This window comes from Sphingopyxis sp. 550B (assembly GCF_057401805.1).
The window spans coordinates 1,494,239-1,512,907 of record NZ_CM171610.1; the positions used below are offsets into that span (position 1 = coordinate 1,494,239).

Annotated in this window: 13 protein-coding genes; 10 read left to right on the forward strand and 3 right to left on the reverse strand. The window is 67.3% G+C overall.

The window, feature by feature from the left end; all coding sequences use genetic code 11:
* Window positions 1–31: 31 nt before the first annotated feature.
* Entirely contained in the window at window positions 32–1,114 is a 1,083-nt protein-coding gene (locus AC2S9W_RS06950; RefSeq protein ID WP_067105148.1) for a helix-turn-helix transcriptional regulator, read from the reverse strand.
* A 195-nt stretch (window positions 1,115–1,309) separates the two neighbouring features.
* Between AC2S9W_RS06950 and AC2S9W_RS06955 the strand changes: the two genes are divergently transcribed.
* The 10 genes from AC2S9W_RS06955 to AC2S9W_RS07000 all read left to right on the forward strand — a co-directional run bounded on the left by AC2S9W_RS06955 (window position 1,310) and on the right by AC2S9W_RS07000 (window position 16,688).
* Window positions 1,310–3,004 (forward strand): alpha/beta hydrolase-fold protein, encoded by a 1,695-nt coding sequence (locus tag AC2S9W_RS06955; protein ID WP_158682055.1) that lies wholly within the window; start codon window positions 1,310–1,312, stop codon window positions 3,002–3,004.
* Between the two features lie 15 nt (window positions 3,005–3,019).
* A complete protein-coding gene (locus AC2S9W_RS06960; RefSeq protein WP_067181373.1) occupies window positions 3,020–3,739 on the forward strand; it encodes a hypothetical protein in 720 nt (239 codons plus the stop codon).
* 150 nt (window positions 3,740–3,889) lie between these two features.
* On the forward strand, window positions 3,890–4,459 hold the full coding sequence (locus AC2S9W_RS06965; protein ID WP_083675195.1) for an RNA polymerase sigma factor: 570 nt from the start codon (window positions 3,890–3,892) through the stop codon (window positions 4,457–4,459).
* Window positions 4,431–5,402, forward strand: a complete 972-nt coding sequence (locus AC2S9W_RS06970; RefSeq protein WP_158682057.1) for a FecR family protein — start codon at window positions 4,431–4,433, stop codon at window positions 5,400–5,402. The genes AC2S9W_RS06965 and AC2S9W_RS06970 overlap by 29 nt, the downstream gene beginning before the upstream one ends.
* 123 nt (window positions 5,403–5,525) lie before the next feature.
* Window positions 5,526–8,747 (forward strand): TonB-dependent receptor domain-containing protein, encoded by a 3,222-nt coding sequence (locus tag AC2S9W_RS06975; RefSeq protein ID WP_486571788.1) that lies wholly within the window; start codon window positions 5,526–5,528, stop codon window positions 8,745–8,747.
* A 64-nt stretch (window positions 8,748–8,811) separates the two neighbouring features.
* Window positions 8,812–10,737, forward strand: a complete 1,926-nt coding sequence (locus tag AC2S9W_RS06980) for a S9 family peptidase (RefSeq protein WP_486571789.1) — start codon at window positions 8,812–8,814, stop codon at window positions 10,735–10,737.
* Entirely contained in the window at window positions 10,734–12,545 is a 1,812-nt protein-coding gene (locus AC2S9W_RS06985) for a DUF885 domain-containing protein (RefSeq protein WP_486571790.1), read from the forward strand. The genes AC2S9W_RS06980 and AC2S9W_RS06985 overlap by 4 nt, the downstream gene beginning before the upstream one ends.
* Window positions 12,542–14,362, forward strand: coding sequence for a DUF885 domain-containing protein (locus AC2S9W_RS06990; RefSeq protein WP_486571791.1), 1,821 nt, complete (start codon window positions 12,542–12,544; stop codon window positions 14,360–14,362). Before AC2S9W_RS06985 ends, AC2S9W_RS06990 begins: the two co-directional genes overlap by 4 nt.
* Window positions 14,359–15,582 carry a M1 aminopeptidase family protein gene (locus AC2S9W_RS06995; RefSeq protein WP_158682061.1) on the forward strand — a complete coding sequence of 408 codons (1,224 nt, stop codon included), beginning with the start codon at window positions 14,359–14,361 and terminating at the stop codon, window positions 15,580–15,582. The genes AC2S9W_RS06990 and AC2S9W_RS06995 overlap by 4 nt, the downstream gene beginning before the upstream one ends.
* Entirely contained in the window at window positions 15,579–16,688 is a 1,110-nt protein-coding gene (locus AC2S9W_RS07000; protein ID WP_076074097.1) for a dipeptidase, read from the forward strand. Before AC2S9W_RS06995 ends, AC2S9W_RS07000 begins: the two co-directional genes overlap by 4 nt.
* Here AC2S9W_RS07000 and AC2S9W_RS07005 read toward each other — a convergent pair.
* Together AC2S9W_RS07005 and AC2S9W_RS07010 are read right to left on the reverse strand one after the other, a co-directional pair.
* Entirely contained in the window at window positions 16,662–17,501 is an 840-nt protein-coding gene (locus tag AC2S9W_RS07005) for an ABC transporter permease (protein WP_067105137.1), read from the reverse strand. The genes AC2S9W_RS07000 and AC2S9W_RS07005 overlap by 27 nt on opposite strands.
* Window positions 17,498–18,664, reverse strand: a complete 1,167-nt coding sequence (locus AC2S9W_RS07010; RefSeq protein WP_083674999.1) for an ABC transporter permease — start codon at window positions 18,662–18,664, stop codon at window positions 17,498–17,500. The genes AC2S9W_RS07005 and AC2S9W_RS07010 overlap by 4 nt, the downstream gene beginning before the upstream one ends.
* Window positions 18,665–18,669: the final 5 nt, after the last annotated feature.

An 18,669-nucleotide genomic window follows, 5' to 3' on the forward strand; every position in this document is an offset into this window, starting at 1 on the left:
ATATGGGTGAAAATCCGTCTTTTATCGGTCGTTAACCAAAGCGGGTCAGCAACGACACCAGTTCGCTCTGGCGCGTGGTGGACGTCTTGGCGAAGGCGCGCTTCAGTTGCGACCGGATGGTCTCGACCGAGATTCCCCATTCCGCCGCCAGTTCGGCCGGTGCCCGGTTCCCCGCGATCGCGCGCGCGACCCGTGCCTCGGCGGGCGTCAGGTCGAACAGCGCGGCGATGATGTCGGCACCCGGCAGAGCGCGATTCTCGGGATCGGCGAGGACGGCGAACAGACGGACCCGGTCGAACATGCCCATCGCGTCACGGCTGGCCGGGACCAGATGCAGCACGGCGCGTCCGGTCTGGTCGCGGTCGCGGATGGCGATCGAACAGCCGCGATCGATCCAGCGCATCGTCGCCAGCCCGTCGGCCAGCCTCCGGTCCGCGATGCTGTCCGCGATCTGGAGGCGCACGCTGCCGTCGAGCAGCAGATCGTCGAAAGCGGCCTCGAAGTGTCGGCTCGCGCGCAGCACCCGCCCCTGAGCGTCGAGCAGCGCGACCGCCATGTTCATGACGTTGAACACTTCGACCAGGCTTGCCGCCCGCTGCCGTCTGATCTCTCCGGCCAGGGTCGCCGCGCGGGCGAGGTGCGGGCGCAGACCGTCGAGGAAGGGCGCCGCCTGTTGCGCGGCCCGGTGCGATGGGAACCCCTCGATCGCGACGACGACCGCCTCGTCCTCCAGGCCCTGGATGATGGTTCCCGAACCCGCCGCAAGCCCGGCGGGGGTCAGGAACTCCGTATACATCGGCAGCGAGTTGATCTCCTCGATGCTGTGCAGGTCGATATCCGACAGGAAACCCGGATAGGACGCTCGTTCCAAACGGCGCGCGACCCGGCTGTTGTTCCGGTTCCAGCCCTGCCGGTCGAATTCCTGCGTGATTTCCACGGCCGATGGAGAGGAGACGATCTGGACTCCGGCGGCGCTGCGGCGAATCAGATTCCCGCCCAAAGCGTCCAGCGACTTCGCGATATGCTCCAGCAGGTCCGGCCAGAGGTCCGGAATCACCGCCGTTTCATAGATGCGGCCGATGATCGCGTCGGTCGCTTCGTGACGATGACCCAAGCGTTTTCCTTCTCCCAGCGGTCCGTCGTTGCTCATTAAAAGCGATGCAGGCGCATTTGCCAATCGCGAATCGCACCGACGTCTTGCGGCCATACCCATCGTATCGAAGCTTACCAGCCTATTGATGATCGAATGGCGGAAATCGCCTTCCGGTTCATCGTCATCCGGAGAGCTGTTATTCGAGGGGGAGCGGACGTGGGGCTTTTCAATCATTGCAGGCGGGGGATTCAGGCCGTTCTGGCGCTGGTTTCGCTGATCGTCGCTACGCCGGCTTCGGCGCAGATCAGCTTTTCGGTGACCCTGCCGCCGACGGCCGCCGACGCGCCGGTCACCGGGCGGTTGATCGTCGTCGCCGCTCCGCGCTCCAACGCGGCGTTGGCCAGGGCCGAGCCGCGCCAGATACTCGGGATGGGCGGCCCGCCCGCCTTCGGCATCGATGTCGAGAATCTCGCGCCCGGCACGACGGTGACGGTCGATGCGAAGGCGGACGGCTTTCCGTTCGACCTCGATCGGTTGCCCGCGGGCGACTACAGGGTGCAGGCCGTCCTCATTCCCTATGTCAAGGCGAAGCGGGCCGATGGTCATACCATCTGGGTGCCGGTCAGCGACCAGCGCGTCGGCGCGGCGATGTTCCCCGGCAACCCGTACAGCAAGCCGCTCGACGCCAGGCTCGATCCCGCGTCCGGCGCGCCCGTCGCGCTGACGCTGACCGAGAAGATCGGCCCGGTCGCGCGCGATCCCGATACGCCGTGGATCAAGCGCGTCCGCATCAAGAGCAAGATATTGTCGGATTTCTGGGGCATTCCCATCTCGATCGGTGCCGAGGTGCTGCTGCCGAAGGATTTCGCCAAGCATCCGAACGTGCGCTATCCGGCGATCTATACGTTCGGCCATTTCGGCGCGCCGTTCAATTTCAATCCCGATCCGGCGAGCGATACCGATGGCGCTCGGCGCGGCGCGGCCGACGCCAACGTCAAGACGGGCTATCAATTCTCGCGCGAATGGACGGGCGACGGCTTCCCGCGCATGGCGGCGATCACGCTCGAGACGCCCGGGCCCTATTTCTTCGAATCCTATGCGCTGAATTCGGCGAACAACGGACCGTGGGGCGACGCCATCACCAGGGAACTGATGCCCTATCTCGAAAAGACCTTCCGGCTGATCGACCAGCCCTATGGCCGGATCGTCGAGGGGGCGTCGACCGGGGGCTGGGAGGCGCTGGCTCTGCAACTCCATTACCCCGACCTGTTCGGCGGCGCGTGGGTGTTCAATCCCGATCCGATCGACTTCACCCGCTACCAGCTCACCGACATCTACAAGGAGGACAATATGTTCACCTTGCAGATCAACGACTGGATCACGAAGGAAAAGCCCTTCCGCCGCAGCCGCGAGGGGATGCCGCTGATGGACCTGCGCACCCTCGCCGCGTTCGAGGCGATGATGGGGTCGAAGGGACGGTCCTATTATCAGCTCGACATCTGGCAGACGACGCACGGTCCGGTCGGCGCCGACGGCTATCCGGTGCTCCTCTATGACAAGAAGACCGGCGCCATCAACAAGGAGGTCGTCCGCTACATGCGCGAGCACGGCTTCGACCTGTCGGGCTATGCGCGCGACAATTGGGCGACGCTGGGACCGAAGCTGCGCGGAAAGCTGAACTTCTTTGCCGGCGAGATGGACGATTTCTATCTCAACCTCGCGGTCTACCGCTTTCAGGACATGGTCGCCGAGGTGGCGGGCCCGGATTATCCGATCCGCTTCGAATATGGCCGGCCCAAGAAAGGGCACAACTGGCACCACACCGATTGGGCGGGCGTCGTCCGCGAGGTCGCCGACCATGTCCGCAGCGCGGCCCCCGCGGGCGCGCCGGTCGATACGTGGAATTATTGAAGAGGGGAATGGACGATGACCGGGAAGCGCATGGGGCAGATGATGCTGATCGCGGCGGGCTTCGCAGCGGGCGCCGCGACGCCCGCCGCGATGGTGATGGCCGACGCCGGGCCGGCGAAGAGCAGCTTTGACGAGATCAGCGTCAAGCGGATCAACATCGTCGAACCTGACGGCAAATATCGGCTGGTGCTCGCCAATTCGGAACGCTTTCCCGGCCTGTTCATGGAGGGCAAGGAATATAAGCACCACAGCCGCGATACGGGCGGCATGCTCTTCTTCAACGACGAAGGCGACGAGGTCGGCGGGCTGACCTTCGACAGCAAGACCGTGGGCGAGAACCGCCGCGCCAGCGCATCGTTGATGTTCGACCAGTACAAGCAGGACCAGACCGTCGGCATCCAGTATAGCGAGGCGAACGGCCAGCGCGCCGCCGGCCTGCGCGTATGGGACCGGCCCGACTGGCCGATCAAGCCGCTGATGGAGATGAGCGAACGCGCCGCGACGGCGCCCGACCAGGCCGCCCGCGACCGCATCCGCGAAGAGATGCGCGCCTATGCGACGGCGAAGGGCACGGCCGCCGAACGGCTGTTCGTCGGCAAGACATCCGATGATGCGATCGTGAAACTCGCCGACAAGAGCGGCAAGCCGCGCCTGCTGCTGCGGGTCGGTGCATCGGGGGAACCCAGCATCGAATTCCTCGACGCGACGGGGAAGGTGGTGAAGCGGATCAGCTGATCGCCGGCGACGCGGCGCTGCAGCACGGCCGGGCACCCGCCGCCCGGCCCTTCGCCGTGCGCGATACAAGCATTTGTAATTCCAACAAATAAGTCATGATATTGTCATTTCCCCTTGACCCGGGCGGTGAATGCTGATGCCATCGCGGCGATGGATCATCAGGCTCGACTTCGCTGGTTCGCGCGGGAGGTGCTGCCGCACGAACCCGATCTGCGCAAATGGCTTGTCGGCCGCCTGCGCGGTCTGGGCTCGTGCGACGTCGACGAGGTGGTGCAGGAGGCTTATGCCCGGCTGTGGACCGCCGATTCCGATTCGATCCGCAACGCGCGCGCCTATCTGTTCGTCACCGCGCGGCATATCGTCGGCGAGCATATCCGCCGGTCGCGCATCGTGGCGATCGATCTGGTGGCGGATTTGGATGCCCTGAACATCGTCGATGAGGAAATGAGCGTCGACAGGCGCCTGAGTGGACAGGAAGAACTGGCGCGCCTGCACGGAATATTGCAGACGCTGCCGCCCAAATGCCGCGAAGCTTTCGAGCTGAAGAAGTTTCAGGACTTCTCGCAGCGTCAGATCGCCGAGCATATGGGGATCGCCGAGAGCACGGTCGAGAAGCATCTCGCCAAGGCGCTGCGGCTGGTCTCCGAAGCGATGAAACAGGCGCCCGCGGGCGCGGAGGATGGAAGAAGGCGTGAGCGCAGGTTCTGGAAATGGGGCTGACATCGACGCCCGGGCGGCCGCCTGGGCGGTGCGGTCGGCCGAGCGTGCGCTCGACGGCCGGGAACAGCGGGAACTCGATGCCTGGCTGACGGCGGACAGCCGCCATCTTGGCGCCTATGTGCGTGCGCAGGCGCTGTGGCTCGACATCGACCGGGCGGTGGCGCTGGAGGGCGGCGCGCGCCGCGCCGTGCCACCCGCGCGGGCGCGGAACTGGCGGCCCTTCGCCATGGCGGCTTCGCTCGCGCTCGTGGCGCTCGGCGGCGCCACCGCCTACGACCATCTCGCCGGCCGCGTCGAGACGGGGCGCAGCGAGGTTCGCCACATGGTGCTCGAAGACGGCTCCACCGTCACCCTCAATGGCGATTCCGCGGTGCAGATCCGCTACGACGACAAGGTCCGGCAGGTGATCCTGCGGCGCGGCGAGGCGTCGTTCGAGGTCGCCCACAACAGCAAGCGGCCGTTCGTGGTCCGTGCCGAGGGGCTGGACGTCCGTGCGGTCGGCACCGAATTCGTCGTCGGGATCGGCGCGGGCGGGGTCGAGGTGACGGTGGAAGAAGGCGTCGTCGCGGTCGGAGGCACGGCGAGCGGGTCGGCCGCGCCGCGCTATATCCGCCGCAACGAACAGTTCGTCGCCGCCGCCACCGGCCCGCGGAAGGAGGTGCTCGACGCCGCCGATGTCGAACGGCGCATCGCCTGGCGCAAGGGGCTTCTCGTCTTCAACGGGCAGCAGCTCGGCGACGCGGCGGCGGAGGTCAACCGCTATTCCGACCTGCGCGTGACGATCGACGACCCGACGCTGGCGCGCGCCGAATTCATGGGCGTTTTCAAGCTGGGGGATGCGCGGGCCTTTGCCGGTGCGGCCGCCAGCGCCTTCAATGGCGAGGTGATTCGCCGCGGCAACGAGCTGGTGCTGGTGCGCCAGCAGAATTCTCCTTCGCACTGATAGCGGATTTCCGCGTGCCGTCCCTCGTTCGCCTTTGGAAGCGTCACTTTGCTTCGGGGCATTAGGGAGGGCAGAATGATGATCTGGGGGACACCGGACCGAATCCATACACATGCGGTGCTGATGGCCGGCGTGGCTGCGGCGATATGCTGGACGGCGCCCGCCGCGGCACAGGAACGGCAGCGCTATTCCATCCCGTCCGGTGATGCCGCGACGGCGGTGCAGCGGCTCGCCGTCCAGTCGGGCGTGCAGGTGATGATACCCGACTCCGATCTGGCGGGGGTTCGGACCAACGGCATCGACGGCAGCTATACGCCGGTCGAGGCGCTGCGCCGCATGCTCGCGGGCAAGGGGGTCGAGGTCTTCCAGAATCGCGACGGGGTGGTGGTGATCCGCCGCGCCGGCCGGGCCGCGGCCGAACCCGGGACCGAACTGGTCGGCGAGGACATCATCGTGACCGGATCGCGCATCAAGCGCGCGGGTTTCGATACGCTGCAATCGGCGACCGTGACCGATCGCGAACAGATCGAAAAGCGCGCCTATACCAACGCGATCGAAGCGCTGCAGGATACGCCGGGCTTCGCGCCCGCCGCGAACAGCCAGATCGGGGCCGCGCAGGCCAATCTCGGCGTCGCGCAGAGCTATTCCAATTTCCTCGGCCTCGGCTCGCAGCGCACGCTGACGCTGGTCAACGGCCGGCGCTTCGTGTCGTCGAACACCGTGTCGGGCAGCGGCGCGGCGACCTCGCCGGGGTCGCAGGTCGACCTCAACCTGATTCCCGTCGGCCTGATCGACCGGATCGAAACGGTCGCGATCGGCGGGGCGCCGGTCTATGGCTCGGATGCGATCGCGGGCACCGTGAACATCATCCTCAAGGACAATTACGACGGGCTGGAACTGACCGGGCAGGCCAGCCTCAGCGACCGCGGCGACGCCGCGAACCATGCGGTGCGCGCGCTGTTCGGCAAGAATTTCGCGGGCGGTCGCGGCAATATCGTTCTCGGCGCCGAATATGTGCGCCAGGAAGGCATGGTTCTCGCCTCGCGATACAAGTTCCGCTACCTGAGCCCGTCGGGCAATGTCGATCGCACCGACGGCATTCCCGCGCAGCTCGTCGTGGGCGATCTGCGCTACGCCGCGCTGACCGAGGGCGGGCTGCCCTATCTGGCCGGCGACATCGCACCGGGAACGAGCAGCTATATTCGCGACGCCGCGGGCAATCCGCTGCAATTCGGCCCGAACGGCGATCTCGTTCCGTTCAACCTCGGCGCCAGCTTCTTCGGGTCGAGTTCGGGGCCCTATGCGATCATGCGCGACGGCGGCGACGGGCTCGATCCCGCGAAGCATTTCAGCCTGCTGACGCCGAACGAGCGATATCTGTTCAATGCGACCGGTCATTACGACCTGACCGACAACGTCACCTTCTTCGTCGAAGGGTCCTACGCGCACACCAGCGGCACCAAACTCAGCGACCTGTTCCAGTTCGCGGCGCCGAACATTCTGGGCGGGCCGGTGTTGACGATGAGCATCGACAACCCGTTCCTCAGCGCCCAGGCGCGCGACATCCTCGTCGCCAACGGCGTCACGAGCTTCAAGCTCAACCGCAACATGAACGACATCGCCGATCGGGCGCCCGGACGCACCAAGCTCGACGTCTATCGGATCGTCGCCGGCTTCCGCGGCGATTTCGACGTCAGCGGCGAAAAGTGGAACTGGGATCTTTCGTACAACTACGGCCGCAGCCGCAACGAATCCGAGTTCAATCAGGTCAATCTGACGCGCTTCCTGCAGGCGATCGACGTCGTCGGCACGCCCGGCGCTCCGGTCTGCCGGTCGGGCGGAAGCTGCGTTCCGCTCAATATCTTCGGCGAAAACCGATTCTCCGACGAAGCCGCCGAATATGTCGTCGATCGCGGCGTCGGCATCAGCATCAACTCGCTGCAGACGATCACCGCCAACCTCGACGGCCGCCTGCCGTTCGGGATCGCCGACCCGATCGCTTTCAACATCGGCTACGAGCATCGCCGCGAATATGGCAGCTTCGTGCCCGACGCCATATTGAAGGGCGGCATCAGCCTGCTCGGCGGATCGGCCGCCTTTGCCGATACGCCGCCGTTCAGCTTCAATACCGACGAAGTCTATGGCGAGACGATCGTTCCGCTGATCGACGAAGAGATGGGCCTGCCGCTCGTTCGCGCGCTCCAGTTCGAAGGCGCGCTGCGCTACGTCGATCACTCGACGGCGGGCGGCGACCTCACCTGGTCGGCGGGCGGCCGCCTGCAGCCGAGCTTCATCGAGGGGCTGACCTTCCGCGGTGTCTATACCCGCGCGATCCGGGCGCCTTCGATCGTCGAACTCGCCCTGCCGGGGGCGAGCGTGCTGCGCAACGCGGCCGACGTCTGCGCGGCGAGCCGCGTCAATTCGGGGCCGAATCCCGCCGTGCGCCTCGCCAATTGCACCGCCGCGCTTGCCGCGGTCGGCGGCCCGGCTCCCAACGCCTTCAACCCGACGACCAGCGGTGCGTCGCCGGCGGGGATCGTGTCGGGCAACCTCGATCTTCGGAACGAGCGGGCGAACAGCTGGTCGATCGGCATGGTCTATCAGCCGCAGGCAGTGCCCGGCCTTCGTTTCGCGGTCGATTACAACAATATCGATCTTCACGACGCGATCAGCCGCTTCACGCTCGTGACCGCGCAGGCGGCCTGCTACGACAGCCCCAATTATCCGAACGAGAACGCGTGCAACGCCTTCAGCCGCCTGACCGCGGCAGAAGCGGCGGCGCAGCCGGGGGCGGCGCGGATCGCGGGCGATATCGCCAACGGTTACGCCGAATCCTATTACAATACCTCGTCGCAGAAGTTCGCGGGCATCCTCGGCCAGCTCGACTATCGCTTCGGCGTGCCGAACATCGCGTCGGGCGGCGAGCCGGGCGCGCTGCGGCTGGGCCTCAGCGCCTTCCGCGTCACCAAGTTCACGACGCAGGTTTCGTCGGGTTCGCCGATCATCGACGTGAAGGGAACGGTGGGCACGCCCAAATGGCGGATCAACGGCCGCATCGGCTATGGTTTCGATCCGTTCGACCTCGATTTCCAGGTCGTCTGGTCGCAAAAGACGATCGCTGACCATACCGCGACGATCGAGGATACACCGATCCTCTATTATCCGTCTTCGACGATCGTCAATGCGACGCTCGGGGCCCGCATCAACGACAATTTCCGCCTGCAGTTCGGCGTGCGGAACCTGTTCGATCAGGCGGTTCCCTATGCCGGCGAGGTATCGCGCCAGTTCGGCGTCTACGACCCGATCGGGCGGACCTACACGCTGCGTGCGACGGCCAACTTCTGATGGGGGGAGCCGGGGCGGGACCGTTTGTCCCGCCCCCGTTCTTCGCCGACTCCAGGGAATGAACATGACCAGATATCTGCTCGGCATCGCGCTCGCCTGCCTCGCCGTTCCGGCTTTCGCGGACGACGGCCCGAAGCGCTACACGATCGAGCAGTTGATGGACTCCGATTCGATCGGCGGCCTGTCCTGGTCGCCCGATGACAGCAAGCTGATCTTCACCAGCAACCGCACCGGTATCGCCAACATCTACGTCATGCCGTCGGCGGGCGGGGAGGCGGTGCCGCTGACCCGGTCGACCGGCGAGACGATCCGCGCGATCGGCTATTTCCCGCACGACGAGCGCATTCTTTTCTCGAGCGATCAGGGCGGCAACGAACTCGCGCATATCTATGTCCGCGAACGCGACGGAACGGCGCGCAACGTGACGCCCGGCGATCGGCACGTCGCCCGCTTCGTCGACTGGGCGCACGATGGCCGCTCCTTCTTCGTCCAGACGAACGAACGCGACCCGCGCTTCTTCGACCTCTACGAGATTCAGGCCGACGGTTATGAAAAGACCCGGCTGTTCGAGAACGACAAGGCCTATCAGGTGCGCGCGGTCAGCCCCGACCGGCGCTATGTCGCGCTCAGCCGGATCGTCGATAATGCGACGCGGCATTGCTATGTCTATGACCGGACCGCCGCGAAGCTGATCCAGCTCACCCCCGAGGGCCAACCGGTGGCCTGCGAGCCGCAGGTCTTTGCAAGCGAGGGCGCGCAGCTTTTCTACACCACCGACGATGGCGGCGAATTTGCCTTTCTGGTGCGGCGGGACCTGGCGACCGGCGATCGCGTCACCGTCTTTAAGCCCGACTGGGACGTCGAAGGCGCGGCGCTGTCGCGCGACGGGCGGACGCTGATCGTCTCGGTCAACGAGGATGCGCGCTCGCGCCCCTACCTGTTCGATGCGCGCGATTTCCGCCCGATCGCGCTCGACGTCGGGACGCCCGATGCGAGCACCGCGCTGCTGCTCGCCAACCATGCCCGAAAGGCGCTGATCAGCGCCTCGAACGGCTCGACGCCGGGGGAGATATCGCTTCTCGATCTCTCCAGCGGCAGGCGCACGCCCTTGCTCGACGCGCGTGCCCCCGGCGTCGCACCCGAAGACCTCGTGCCCGGAAAGGTCGTGCGCTTTGCATCCTATGACGGGCTGGCGGTGCCGGGCATCCTCTATGTGCCGAAGGATGCGCGCGCCGGCGACCGGCGGCCCGCGGTGATCCACGTTCACGGCGGCCCCGGCGACGAAAGCCGGGTCGGCTATCGCCCCTTGCCGCAATATCTCGCCAACCACGGCTATGTGGTGTTCGAGATCAACAATCGCGGCAGCAGCGGGTCGGGCCGCACCTTCTATCACCTCGACGACCGCCGCCATGGCGACGCCGACCTCGACGACGTGGTCGCGGCGAAGCGGATGCTCGTCGACACCGGCTTCGTCGATCCCGACAAGATCGCGATCCAGGGCCAGAGCTACGGCGGCTATATGACGCTGGCCGGGCTGGCTTTCCGGCCCGACGCCTTCGCGGCGGGGGTCGACATCTATGGCGTGTCGAACTGGCCGCGCCTGCTCGCCAACACGCCGAGCTGGTGGGAGGATCTGCGCCGGCTGCTGTTTACCGAGGTCGGCGATCCCGAAAAGGATGCGGACTATCTGCGCAGGATTTCGCCGGTGTTCCACGCCGACGCGATCCGCAAGCCGCTGCTCGTGCTCCAGGGGGCGAACGACCCGCGGGTGCTGCCGGTCGAATCCGAGGACATCGTCGCAAAGGTCAAGGCGAACGGCGTGCCCGTCGACTATATCGTCTTTCCCGACGAGGGGCATGGCTTTCGCAAGAAGGCGAACCAGATCGCCGCCTATCGCGCCATCCTCGAATTCCTCGACGCGCATGTGAAGAATGCGCCGGGGAAAGAGGCGGAAATCTCCCCGTTGGGCGATTTTCCGATCGGCCGGTGACGGGGGCTCGCCTCAGCCGGCGCGAATTGCTCGCCGCCGGCGCGCTCGTTGCGGCGGCGCCGGCCTGGGCGGCCGGCGGAGACGAGGACGCGCGGCTGAACGCCTTTTTCGAATCGGTGTTCCAGCGCGATCTCGCCCGCAGCCCGTCCGCGCAATCGGCGATGGGCGTCAAGGGCGGGCAGGCGGGGTGGCCCGACGTCAGCCAGCGCCGCGCGGACGAGGATGTCCGGCTGGCGCGGGGCGATCTCGCCGCGCTTCGCCGCTTCGATCGCCGCGCGCTGACGCCGCAGGCCCGGCTTAGCTACGATCTTTTCGCTTATGATGCCGAAGAGGCGATCGAGCGCCATCGCTGGCGCGGCCATCACTATCCGGTGTGCCAGATGCGCGGGCCGCAGCGCGACATTCCGCAGACGCTGATCAACAACCATGCGATCGCGGATCGCGCCGATGCCGAGGCGTATGTCGCGCGGCTGCACGCCGTGGCCCCCTATCTGGCGGCCGTTGTCGCGGGTCTGGAACGGCAGGCGGCGAATGGCGTCGCCCCTCCCGCCTTTTCCATCCCGCTCGTCATCGGCAATTGCGAGAAGCTGATCAGCGGCGCGCCGTTTCAGCCTGGAGCGCCCGACAGCCCGATGCTGGCCGATTTCCGCGGCAAGATCGCGAAGCTGGCGCTGTCCGATGCCGAAAAGTCGGGGTTGCTGCGCGCAGCCGAGGCTGGCTTGCTGGAAGGATTCGGTCCGGGTTTCCGCCACCTGATCGCCTGTCTGCGCAGCATCCCCTGCGGGGAAGGCTGCAACGACGGCGTCTGGCGGCTGCCCGACGGCGATGCCTATTATGCGGCTCAACTGCGGTGGAACACGACGCTGTCCCTGTCGCCGGCGGAGGTGCACCGGATCGGGCTCGAAGAGACCGCGCGGCTCCATGCCGAGATGCGGGCCGTGGCGAAGCGCGCGGGTTTTTCGGGCACGCTCGCCGAGCTGTTCGAGCATGTGCGCACCGATCCGCGCTTCTATTATCCGGATACGCCGCAGGGGAAGGCGGCCTATCTCGAGGCGATGCGCGCGAAGATCGCGGCGGTGACCGCGCGGCTCGGCGAACTCACCAACCATGTGCCGAGCGCGGAGGTGGTGGTGAAGCCGGTCGAACCCTGGCTCGAAGCGTCGGCCGGCACCGCCGGCTATTTCGCGCCTTCGGCCGACGGCACGCGCCCCGGCATCCTCTATGTCAACACGCGCGACATGCGGAATCTGCCGATCTACGAACTGTCGGCGCTCTCCTATCACGAAGGGGTGCCGGGCCATCATCTCGAAAAGGCGGTGACGCGGGCGCTGACCGGCCTGCCCCGATTCCGGGCCTTCGGCGGCTATACCGCGTTCAGCGAGGGCTGGGCGCTGTTCGCCGAACAGCTGCCGGTCGAGATGGGACTTTACGACGATCCGTGGCAGGAGTTCGGCCGGCTCTCGATGGAATTGATGCGCGCGGGGCGCCTCGTCACCGACACCGGCGTCCATGCGCTGCGCTGGAGCCGGGAGCGGGCGGTCGCCTGGCTGGACCAGAACACCCCGGCGAACCACGCCGACAATGTCACCGCGATCCAGCGCTATATCGTCACCCCGGGCCAGGCCTGCGCCTATGAAATGGGGAAGCTCAAGCTCGTCGAGCTGCGCGACCGCGCGCGGGCCCGGCTCGGCGACCGGTTCGACCTCCGCCGTTTCAACGACGGCGTGCTCGGCAGCGGTCCGCTGCCGTTGCCGCTGCTCGAAGCCCATATCGACGCCTGGATAGCCAAGGGGGGAGGAACCGCATGAGCAACGGCAGCATCGACCGACGCCATTTCATCGGATCGGCGGCGCTTGCGGGGGCCGCGCTGATCGCGCCGCCGGCGTTTGCGATCGAGACCGGAGAGGACGCGCGGCTCGACGCCTTTTTCGAACGCATCTTCCAGCGCTCGCTCGATCGCAGCCCGACGCGCCAGTCGGCGCTCGGCATCCGCCGCGACCAGGACAAGTGGGACGACATCAGCGAGGCGCGCGAGCTGGAGGACTACCGGCTGCGCGAGCGCGATCATGCCGAATTGCAGGGGTTCGACGTCGCGAAACTGTCGCCGCAGGCCCGGCTCAGCCACCGCATGTTCGCGCTCCAGTCCGAACGCGCGCTGCGCGACTTCAAATGGCGGCATCATGATTATGTGATGACCCAGATGGGCGGCGTGCACACGCGCGTGCCGAGCACGCTCACCAACAGCCATCCGATCGCCACACGCGCCGATGCGGAGGCCTATATCAAGCGGCTGACCGGCGTCGAACCGCTGATGGCGCAGGCGGTCGCGCGGCTTCGGGCGCAGGAGGCGCGCGGCATCCGGCCGCCGCGCTTCGTTTATGGGCTGGTGATCGAACCTTGCGTCAATCTGCTGAAGGGGGCGCCGTTCGAGGGAGAGGGCGACAGCCCGATCCTCGCCGACTTCAAGACCAAGCTCGCCGCCGCCGACCTTTCCGATGCCGATCGCGCCGACCTTCTCGCGCGCGGCACCGCGGCGCTGACGGGGGGCTTCGCCGCCGGCTATGGAGCGCTGGTCGCGCACCTGCGCGCGGCCGAGGCGCAGGCCGACGGCGTCGACGGCGTGTGGAAGCTTCCCGACGGCGAGGCCTATTACGGGGCGCAGCTCGAATCCTATACCACGCTGCCGCGAAAGGCGGCCGAGGTACACGCGCTCGGATTGCGCGAGGTGGCGGCGATCCACGACGCGATGCGCGCGATCATGCGGCGGACGGGTTTCGACGGCGATCTTCAGGCCTTCTTCGCCTTCATGCGCACCGATCCGCGCTTCTATCATCCCGACAGCGATGCCGGCCGCGCCGCCTATCTGGCCGAGGCCAATGCGCTGCTCGACGAGATTCGCGCGCGGCAGGGCGAATTGTTCGGCCATCTGCCGAAAGCGCCGGTCGAGGTGCGCGCGATCGAGGCGTGGCGCGAGAAGTCGGCGCCCAAGGCGCATTACCGCAATCCGCCGCAGGACGGTTCGGCGCCGGGCATCTTCTACATCAATCTCGCCGACATGCAGGCGCAGCCGCGCTACCAGCTGGCCGCGACGCTCTATCACGAGGCGATCCCCGGCCATCATATCGAGACCTGCATCGCGCACGAGATGGAGGGGATTCCGAAATTCCGCCGTTTCGCCAGCATCGCGGCGTTCAGCGAGGGCTGGGGCCTCTATTCGGAACTGCTGCCCAAGGAAATGGGGCTCTATGCCGATCCCTATTCGGATTTCGGCCGCCTTTCGCTGTCGCTGATGCGCGCCTGCCGCCTCGTCGTCGACACCGGAATCCATGCGATGCGATGGACCCGCGAGCAGGCGGTCGCGTGGCTCGATGCGAACATGCCGTCGAGCCATTACGACAACCAGCGCGAGATCGACCGCTATATCGTCCTGCCCGGTCAGGCGACCGCCTATTATATCGGCATGCAGACGATCGTCGCGCTGCGCGCGCGGGCGCGCGAAAAGCTCGGCAACCGCTTCGACCTTCGCCGCTTCCACGATGTCGCGCTCGGCGCCGGTCCGCTGCCGCTGCCGCTGCTCGAGGAAAGAATAGACAATTGGATCGCCGATGGAGGAGCCGCGGCATGAGGATGATTTTCGCTTTCGCCGCCGCCTGCCTGTGCGGCGGCACCGCGCTTGCCGCGCCGCCGCACTATGACGTCGCGGCGCATTTCGACCCCGAAGGCCGGCTCGACGCGGATGTCACGATCACGCTCAGCGAAGGGGAGGCCGAAAAGGCCTTTCTGCTCTCGCAGCGTTTCGCGATGCAGCCGACGGCGCTGCCGCACGGCGTGACGATGACGGTCGAGCCGGCCGATTCGCCGATGCCCGCGCTGAACCGGTACGTCTTCCGTTTCGCCGATCCGCACGCCGAACCGGTCAAGCTGCATTTCCGCTATGTCGGGCCGATCGACACCGAGCATGACAGCGGCAACAAGCCGCTGCGGCCCGAAGGCTATGAGCTGTTCCTCGATCATATGTGGTATCCGGTCGGCGCCGACATCCAGACGCGCTTCACCGTCGATGCGACGATCGACGGGCTCGCGCCCGATCTGGTCGTCGTCGCGCAGGGCGACGTCACGCGGACCCCCGATGGCGTGCGGATCAAGCGGGATTTCCTCGACATCGACCTGCCGCTGGTCGCGATGCGCGGGTTGGAGCGCGCCGAGGCGCACGGCGTCGAATTCTATTCGCGCGACCTGTCGGCATGGCGTTCGCAGCAATATATCAAGCATAGCGAGGCCGCCGCGCGCTATTTCGAGGCGATGTTCGGTCCCTTGCCCCGCAAGGTGCGGATGGCGCAGGTGTGGCGCGAGCGGTCGATGGGCTATGCGCGCACGGCCTATACGGTCGTGACCGAAGGCCGCGCGGGCAGCCCGGAGGATTCGGAGGTCGGACCCGGCCGCCATGTCGCGCACGAGATCGCGCATGCCTGGTGGATGCTCGCGAGCCCGCTGACCGACGATTTCTGGCTCGTTGAATCGGCGGCCGAATATATGTCGATGCGCTATGTCGAACAGGCTTTCGGGCCGGAGGAACTGGCGAAGAACATCGCGGCCAAGCGCGAGGCGACGACGAAGGCCGGTCCGGTCATGGGGCACGGCCGGCCCGACCGGGTCCAGCTCTACGGCAAGGGGCCGCTGCTGCTGGTCGATCTGGAGCATCGGATCGGGCGCGCGGCGATGGACCGGCTGATGATCGCGATGGCGAAGGAGCCGGTGCACACGACGGCGGTCTTTCTGCGCCACCTGACCGAGATCGCGGGTGCCGATGCGGCGCGCGAATTCGACACGGCGCTCCACACATGAAGGTCTCGCGGCGGACGGTGCTGGGCGGCGCAGCCGCGCTCGCCGTCTCCGCCCGCGCCGGGGCGACCGGGTTCGGGCGCGGTCGATACGACCGCGCCATGATCATCGACGGCCTGTCCTCGCTCGGCCCGCTCGATCCCGAGGGGCCGGCGGTCGCGTCGCAACTGGCCGCCTATCGCGCGTCGGGGCTGACGGCGATCCACCAGACGGTCGGTGCGGCGGGGAACACCGCGGGGCGTTTCGAGGAAACGCTGCGGCGCATCGCCCGCTACGGACGCTTCGTTCGGGCTTTTCCCGACCGGCTGCTCCACATCCGCGCCGCGACCGACCTGCGCGCCGCGCAGGACAGCGGCCGGCTGGGGGTGATCTTCGGGTTCCAGGATACGGTGCCGCTCGAAACCGACGCGGGCCGGCTCGACCTGTTCGACCTGCTCGGCGTTCGCATCGTGCAGCTCACCTACAACAAGCGCAACCTGGTCGGCGACGGCTGTCTCGAGCCCGGAAACGCCGGCCTCAGCGATTTCGGGCGCGAGGTCGTCGCCGGACTCAACGCGCGGCGGATGATGGTCGATGCCAGCCACGCATCGCAGCGCACGATCGCAGAGGCGATCGCGGCGTCGAGCGCGCCGATCGCGATCAGCCACACCGGCTGCCGCGCGCTCGTCGACGTGCCGCGCAACACCGCCGATGCCGAACTGCGCGCGCTGGCCGATCGCGGCGGGGTCGCGGGCATCTATTTCATGCCCTTCCTGCGCGCGAGCGGGCAGCCGCGCGCCGACGACGTGATCCGGCACATCGAACATGCGGTGAAGGTCGCGGGCGAGGATCATGTCGCGCTCGGCACCGACGGCGGCATCGGGGCGGTCGAACTGACCGCCGGCTATGCCGAGAACCAGCGGCGCTTCTATGAGGAACGCAAGGCGGCGGGGGTGGCGGCGCCGGGCGAGGCACCCGACGTCTTCAACCTCGTTCCCGACTATAACGCGCCGACGCGCTTCCTGACGCTGGCCGACGATCTGTCGGCGCGCGGCTGGCCGGCGCGGCGCATCGAAAAGCTGCTCGGCGCCAATTTCGCGCGATTATGCGCCGACGTCTGGGGCTGCTGAACCCGTCCGCAGCCGCTCGCCGCGTCGGCGCAGCAGTTCGGCGGTCCCCAGCAGCAGGGTCGACGCGACGATCAGCAGCGTCGCCGCGGCGGCGATGGCGGGACTGATCTGTTCGCGCACCCCTTCGAACATCTGGATCGGCAGCGTGCGCTGCTCCGGACCGGCGATGAACAGTGCCACCGTCGTCTCGTCGAACGAGGTCATGAAGGCGAAGACCGCGCCTGCGGCGATTCCCGGCGCGGCGAGCGGCGCGAGGACGCGGACGAGCTGGGTCAGCGGCGGCGCGCCGAGGCTGGCCGCGGCGCGCAGCAGGTCCGGGTCGAGGCCGCTCAGCGAGGCATGGACGACGATCACCACGAACGGCAGCGCCAGCGCGCTGTGCGCGATCACCAGCCCCACCGGCCCGTTGACGAGGCCCAGCGGCGCGAACAGGAAATAGAAGGCGACCGCGACGACGACGATCGGCATGACCAGCGGCGCGCTGATCAGCGCGACGATGACCGGCTTGGCGCGCGAGCGCATGTGCGAAAGGCCGATCGCCGCCAGCGTCCCGAGCGGCGTCGCGATCGCCGTCGTCGCCACCGCGATCTTGAAGCTGTTGCCGAAGGCGTGCGTCCATTGTGGCGAATCGGCGAGCGTGCGGTACCAGCGCAGCGACAGCCCGCCTTCGGGAAAGACGAGGAAGCCGCCGGGATTGAGCGAAAGCGGAACGACTGCGAGGATCGGCAGCACCAGAAAGGCGAACACCAGCGCGCAGAAGGCGATCAGCGCCGCCCGGCCGAGCCGCCCGGATCGCGAGCGGACGGCGATCATGCCGGCACCGTGCGGACCATCGTCCGTCCCGCGAACAGCATCAGCAGCAGCGGCAGCACCAGCAGCAGGCTGAGCGCCGCGGCCATGCCCCAGTTGAGCGACTGGTTGGTATAGAAGGCGATCGAGGCGCTGATCATCTGGTCGGCGCCGCCGCCCATCAGGGCGGGCGTCACATAATAGCCGAGCGCCAGGGTGAAGACGATGATCGCGCCCGCGGCGACGCCCGGCAGCGTCTGCGGCAGATAGACCTTCCGGAACGCGAGCATCGGCGAGGCGCCGAGCGAGCTTGCGGCGCGCATCGCCGTCGGCGCAATGCCCTTCATCACGCTGTAGAGCGGCAGGATGAAGAAAGGCAGCAGCACATGCGTCATCGCGATATAGACACCGAGGCGGTTGTAGATGAGCTGGATCGGCGCGTCGATCAGCCCGATCGTCTGGAGGGCGCCGTTCACGACGCCGTTGGTCTGGAGCAGCACCGCCCACGCCGCCGTGCGCACCAGCGCCGACGTCCAGAAAGGCAGCAGCACCAGGATCAGCAGCGGGTTGGCGGTCCGCGCGGGCAGCGAAGCGAGCAGATAGGCGACCGGATAGCCGAGCAGCGTGCACAGCAGGGCGACGACCGCGCTGATCTTGAAGGTGCGCAGGAAGATGTCGCCGAACACCGCCTGCTCGCGCGGAACGCCGACGATGCGGCCTTCGGCGTCGAGCCGCCGGTCGAGCGCGGCGAGCAGATAATAGCTGGTCAGCGGTCCGTCTGCATGGCGCATCACCGACCATATGGCGGGCTGCCCCCAGCGCGGGTCGATCCGCGCGAGATCGGCGACCGTATCGCCGGGCGCGCCGGCCGCGAGCCGGTCGGCGGTGGCATAGAGCAGGCTCCGCGAACCGACCATGTCGTAGTTCAGCCGATTGGCCACGCGGTTGAGCGTGCCCGCCCGATGCGTCGCCAGCGTTTCGTGCGCCACCGTGCGCGCGAGCCCGTCGGGCGGTAGTCCGTCGCCGTCCCATGCCCGCAGCGCCGCCGCGCTTTCGGGCCAGGCGCGTTCGAGATCGCGGTCGATCACCGCGCGCGACAGCATCAGCATCACCGGCGCGATGAAGCTTGCGATCAGGAAGATCAGCAGCGGCGCGACGAGCGCAAAGGGCCACCAGCGGCGCGTCATCGGCG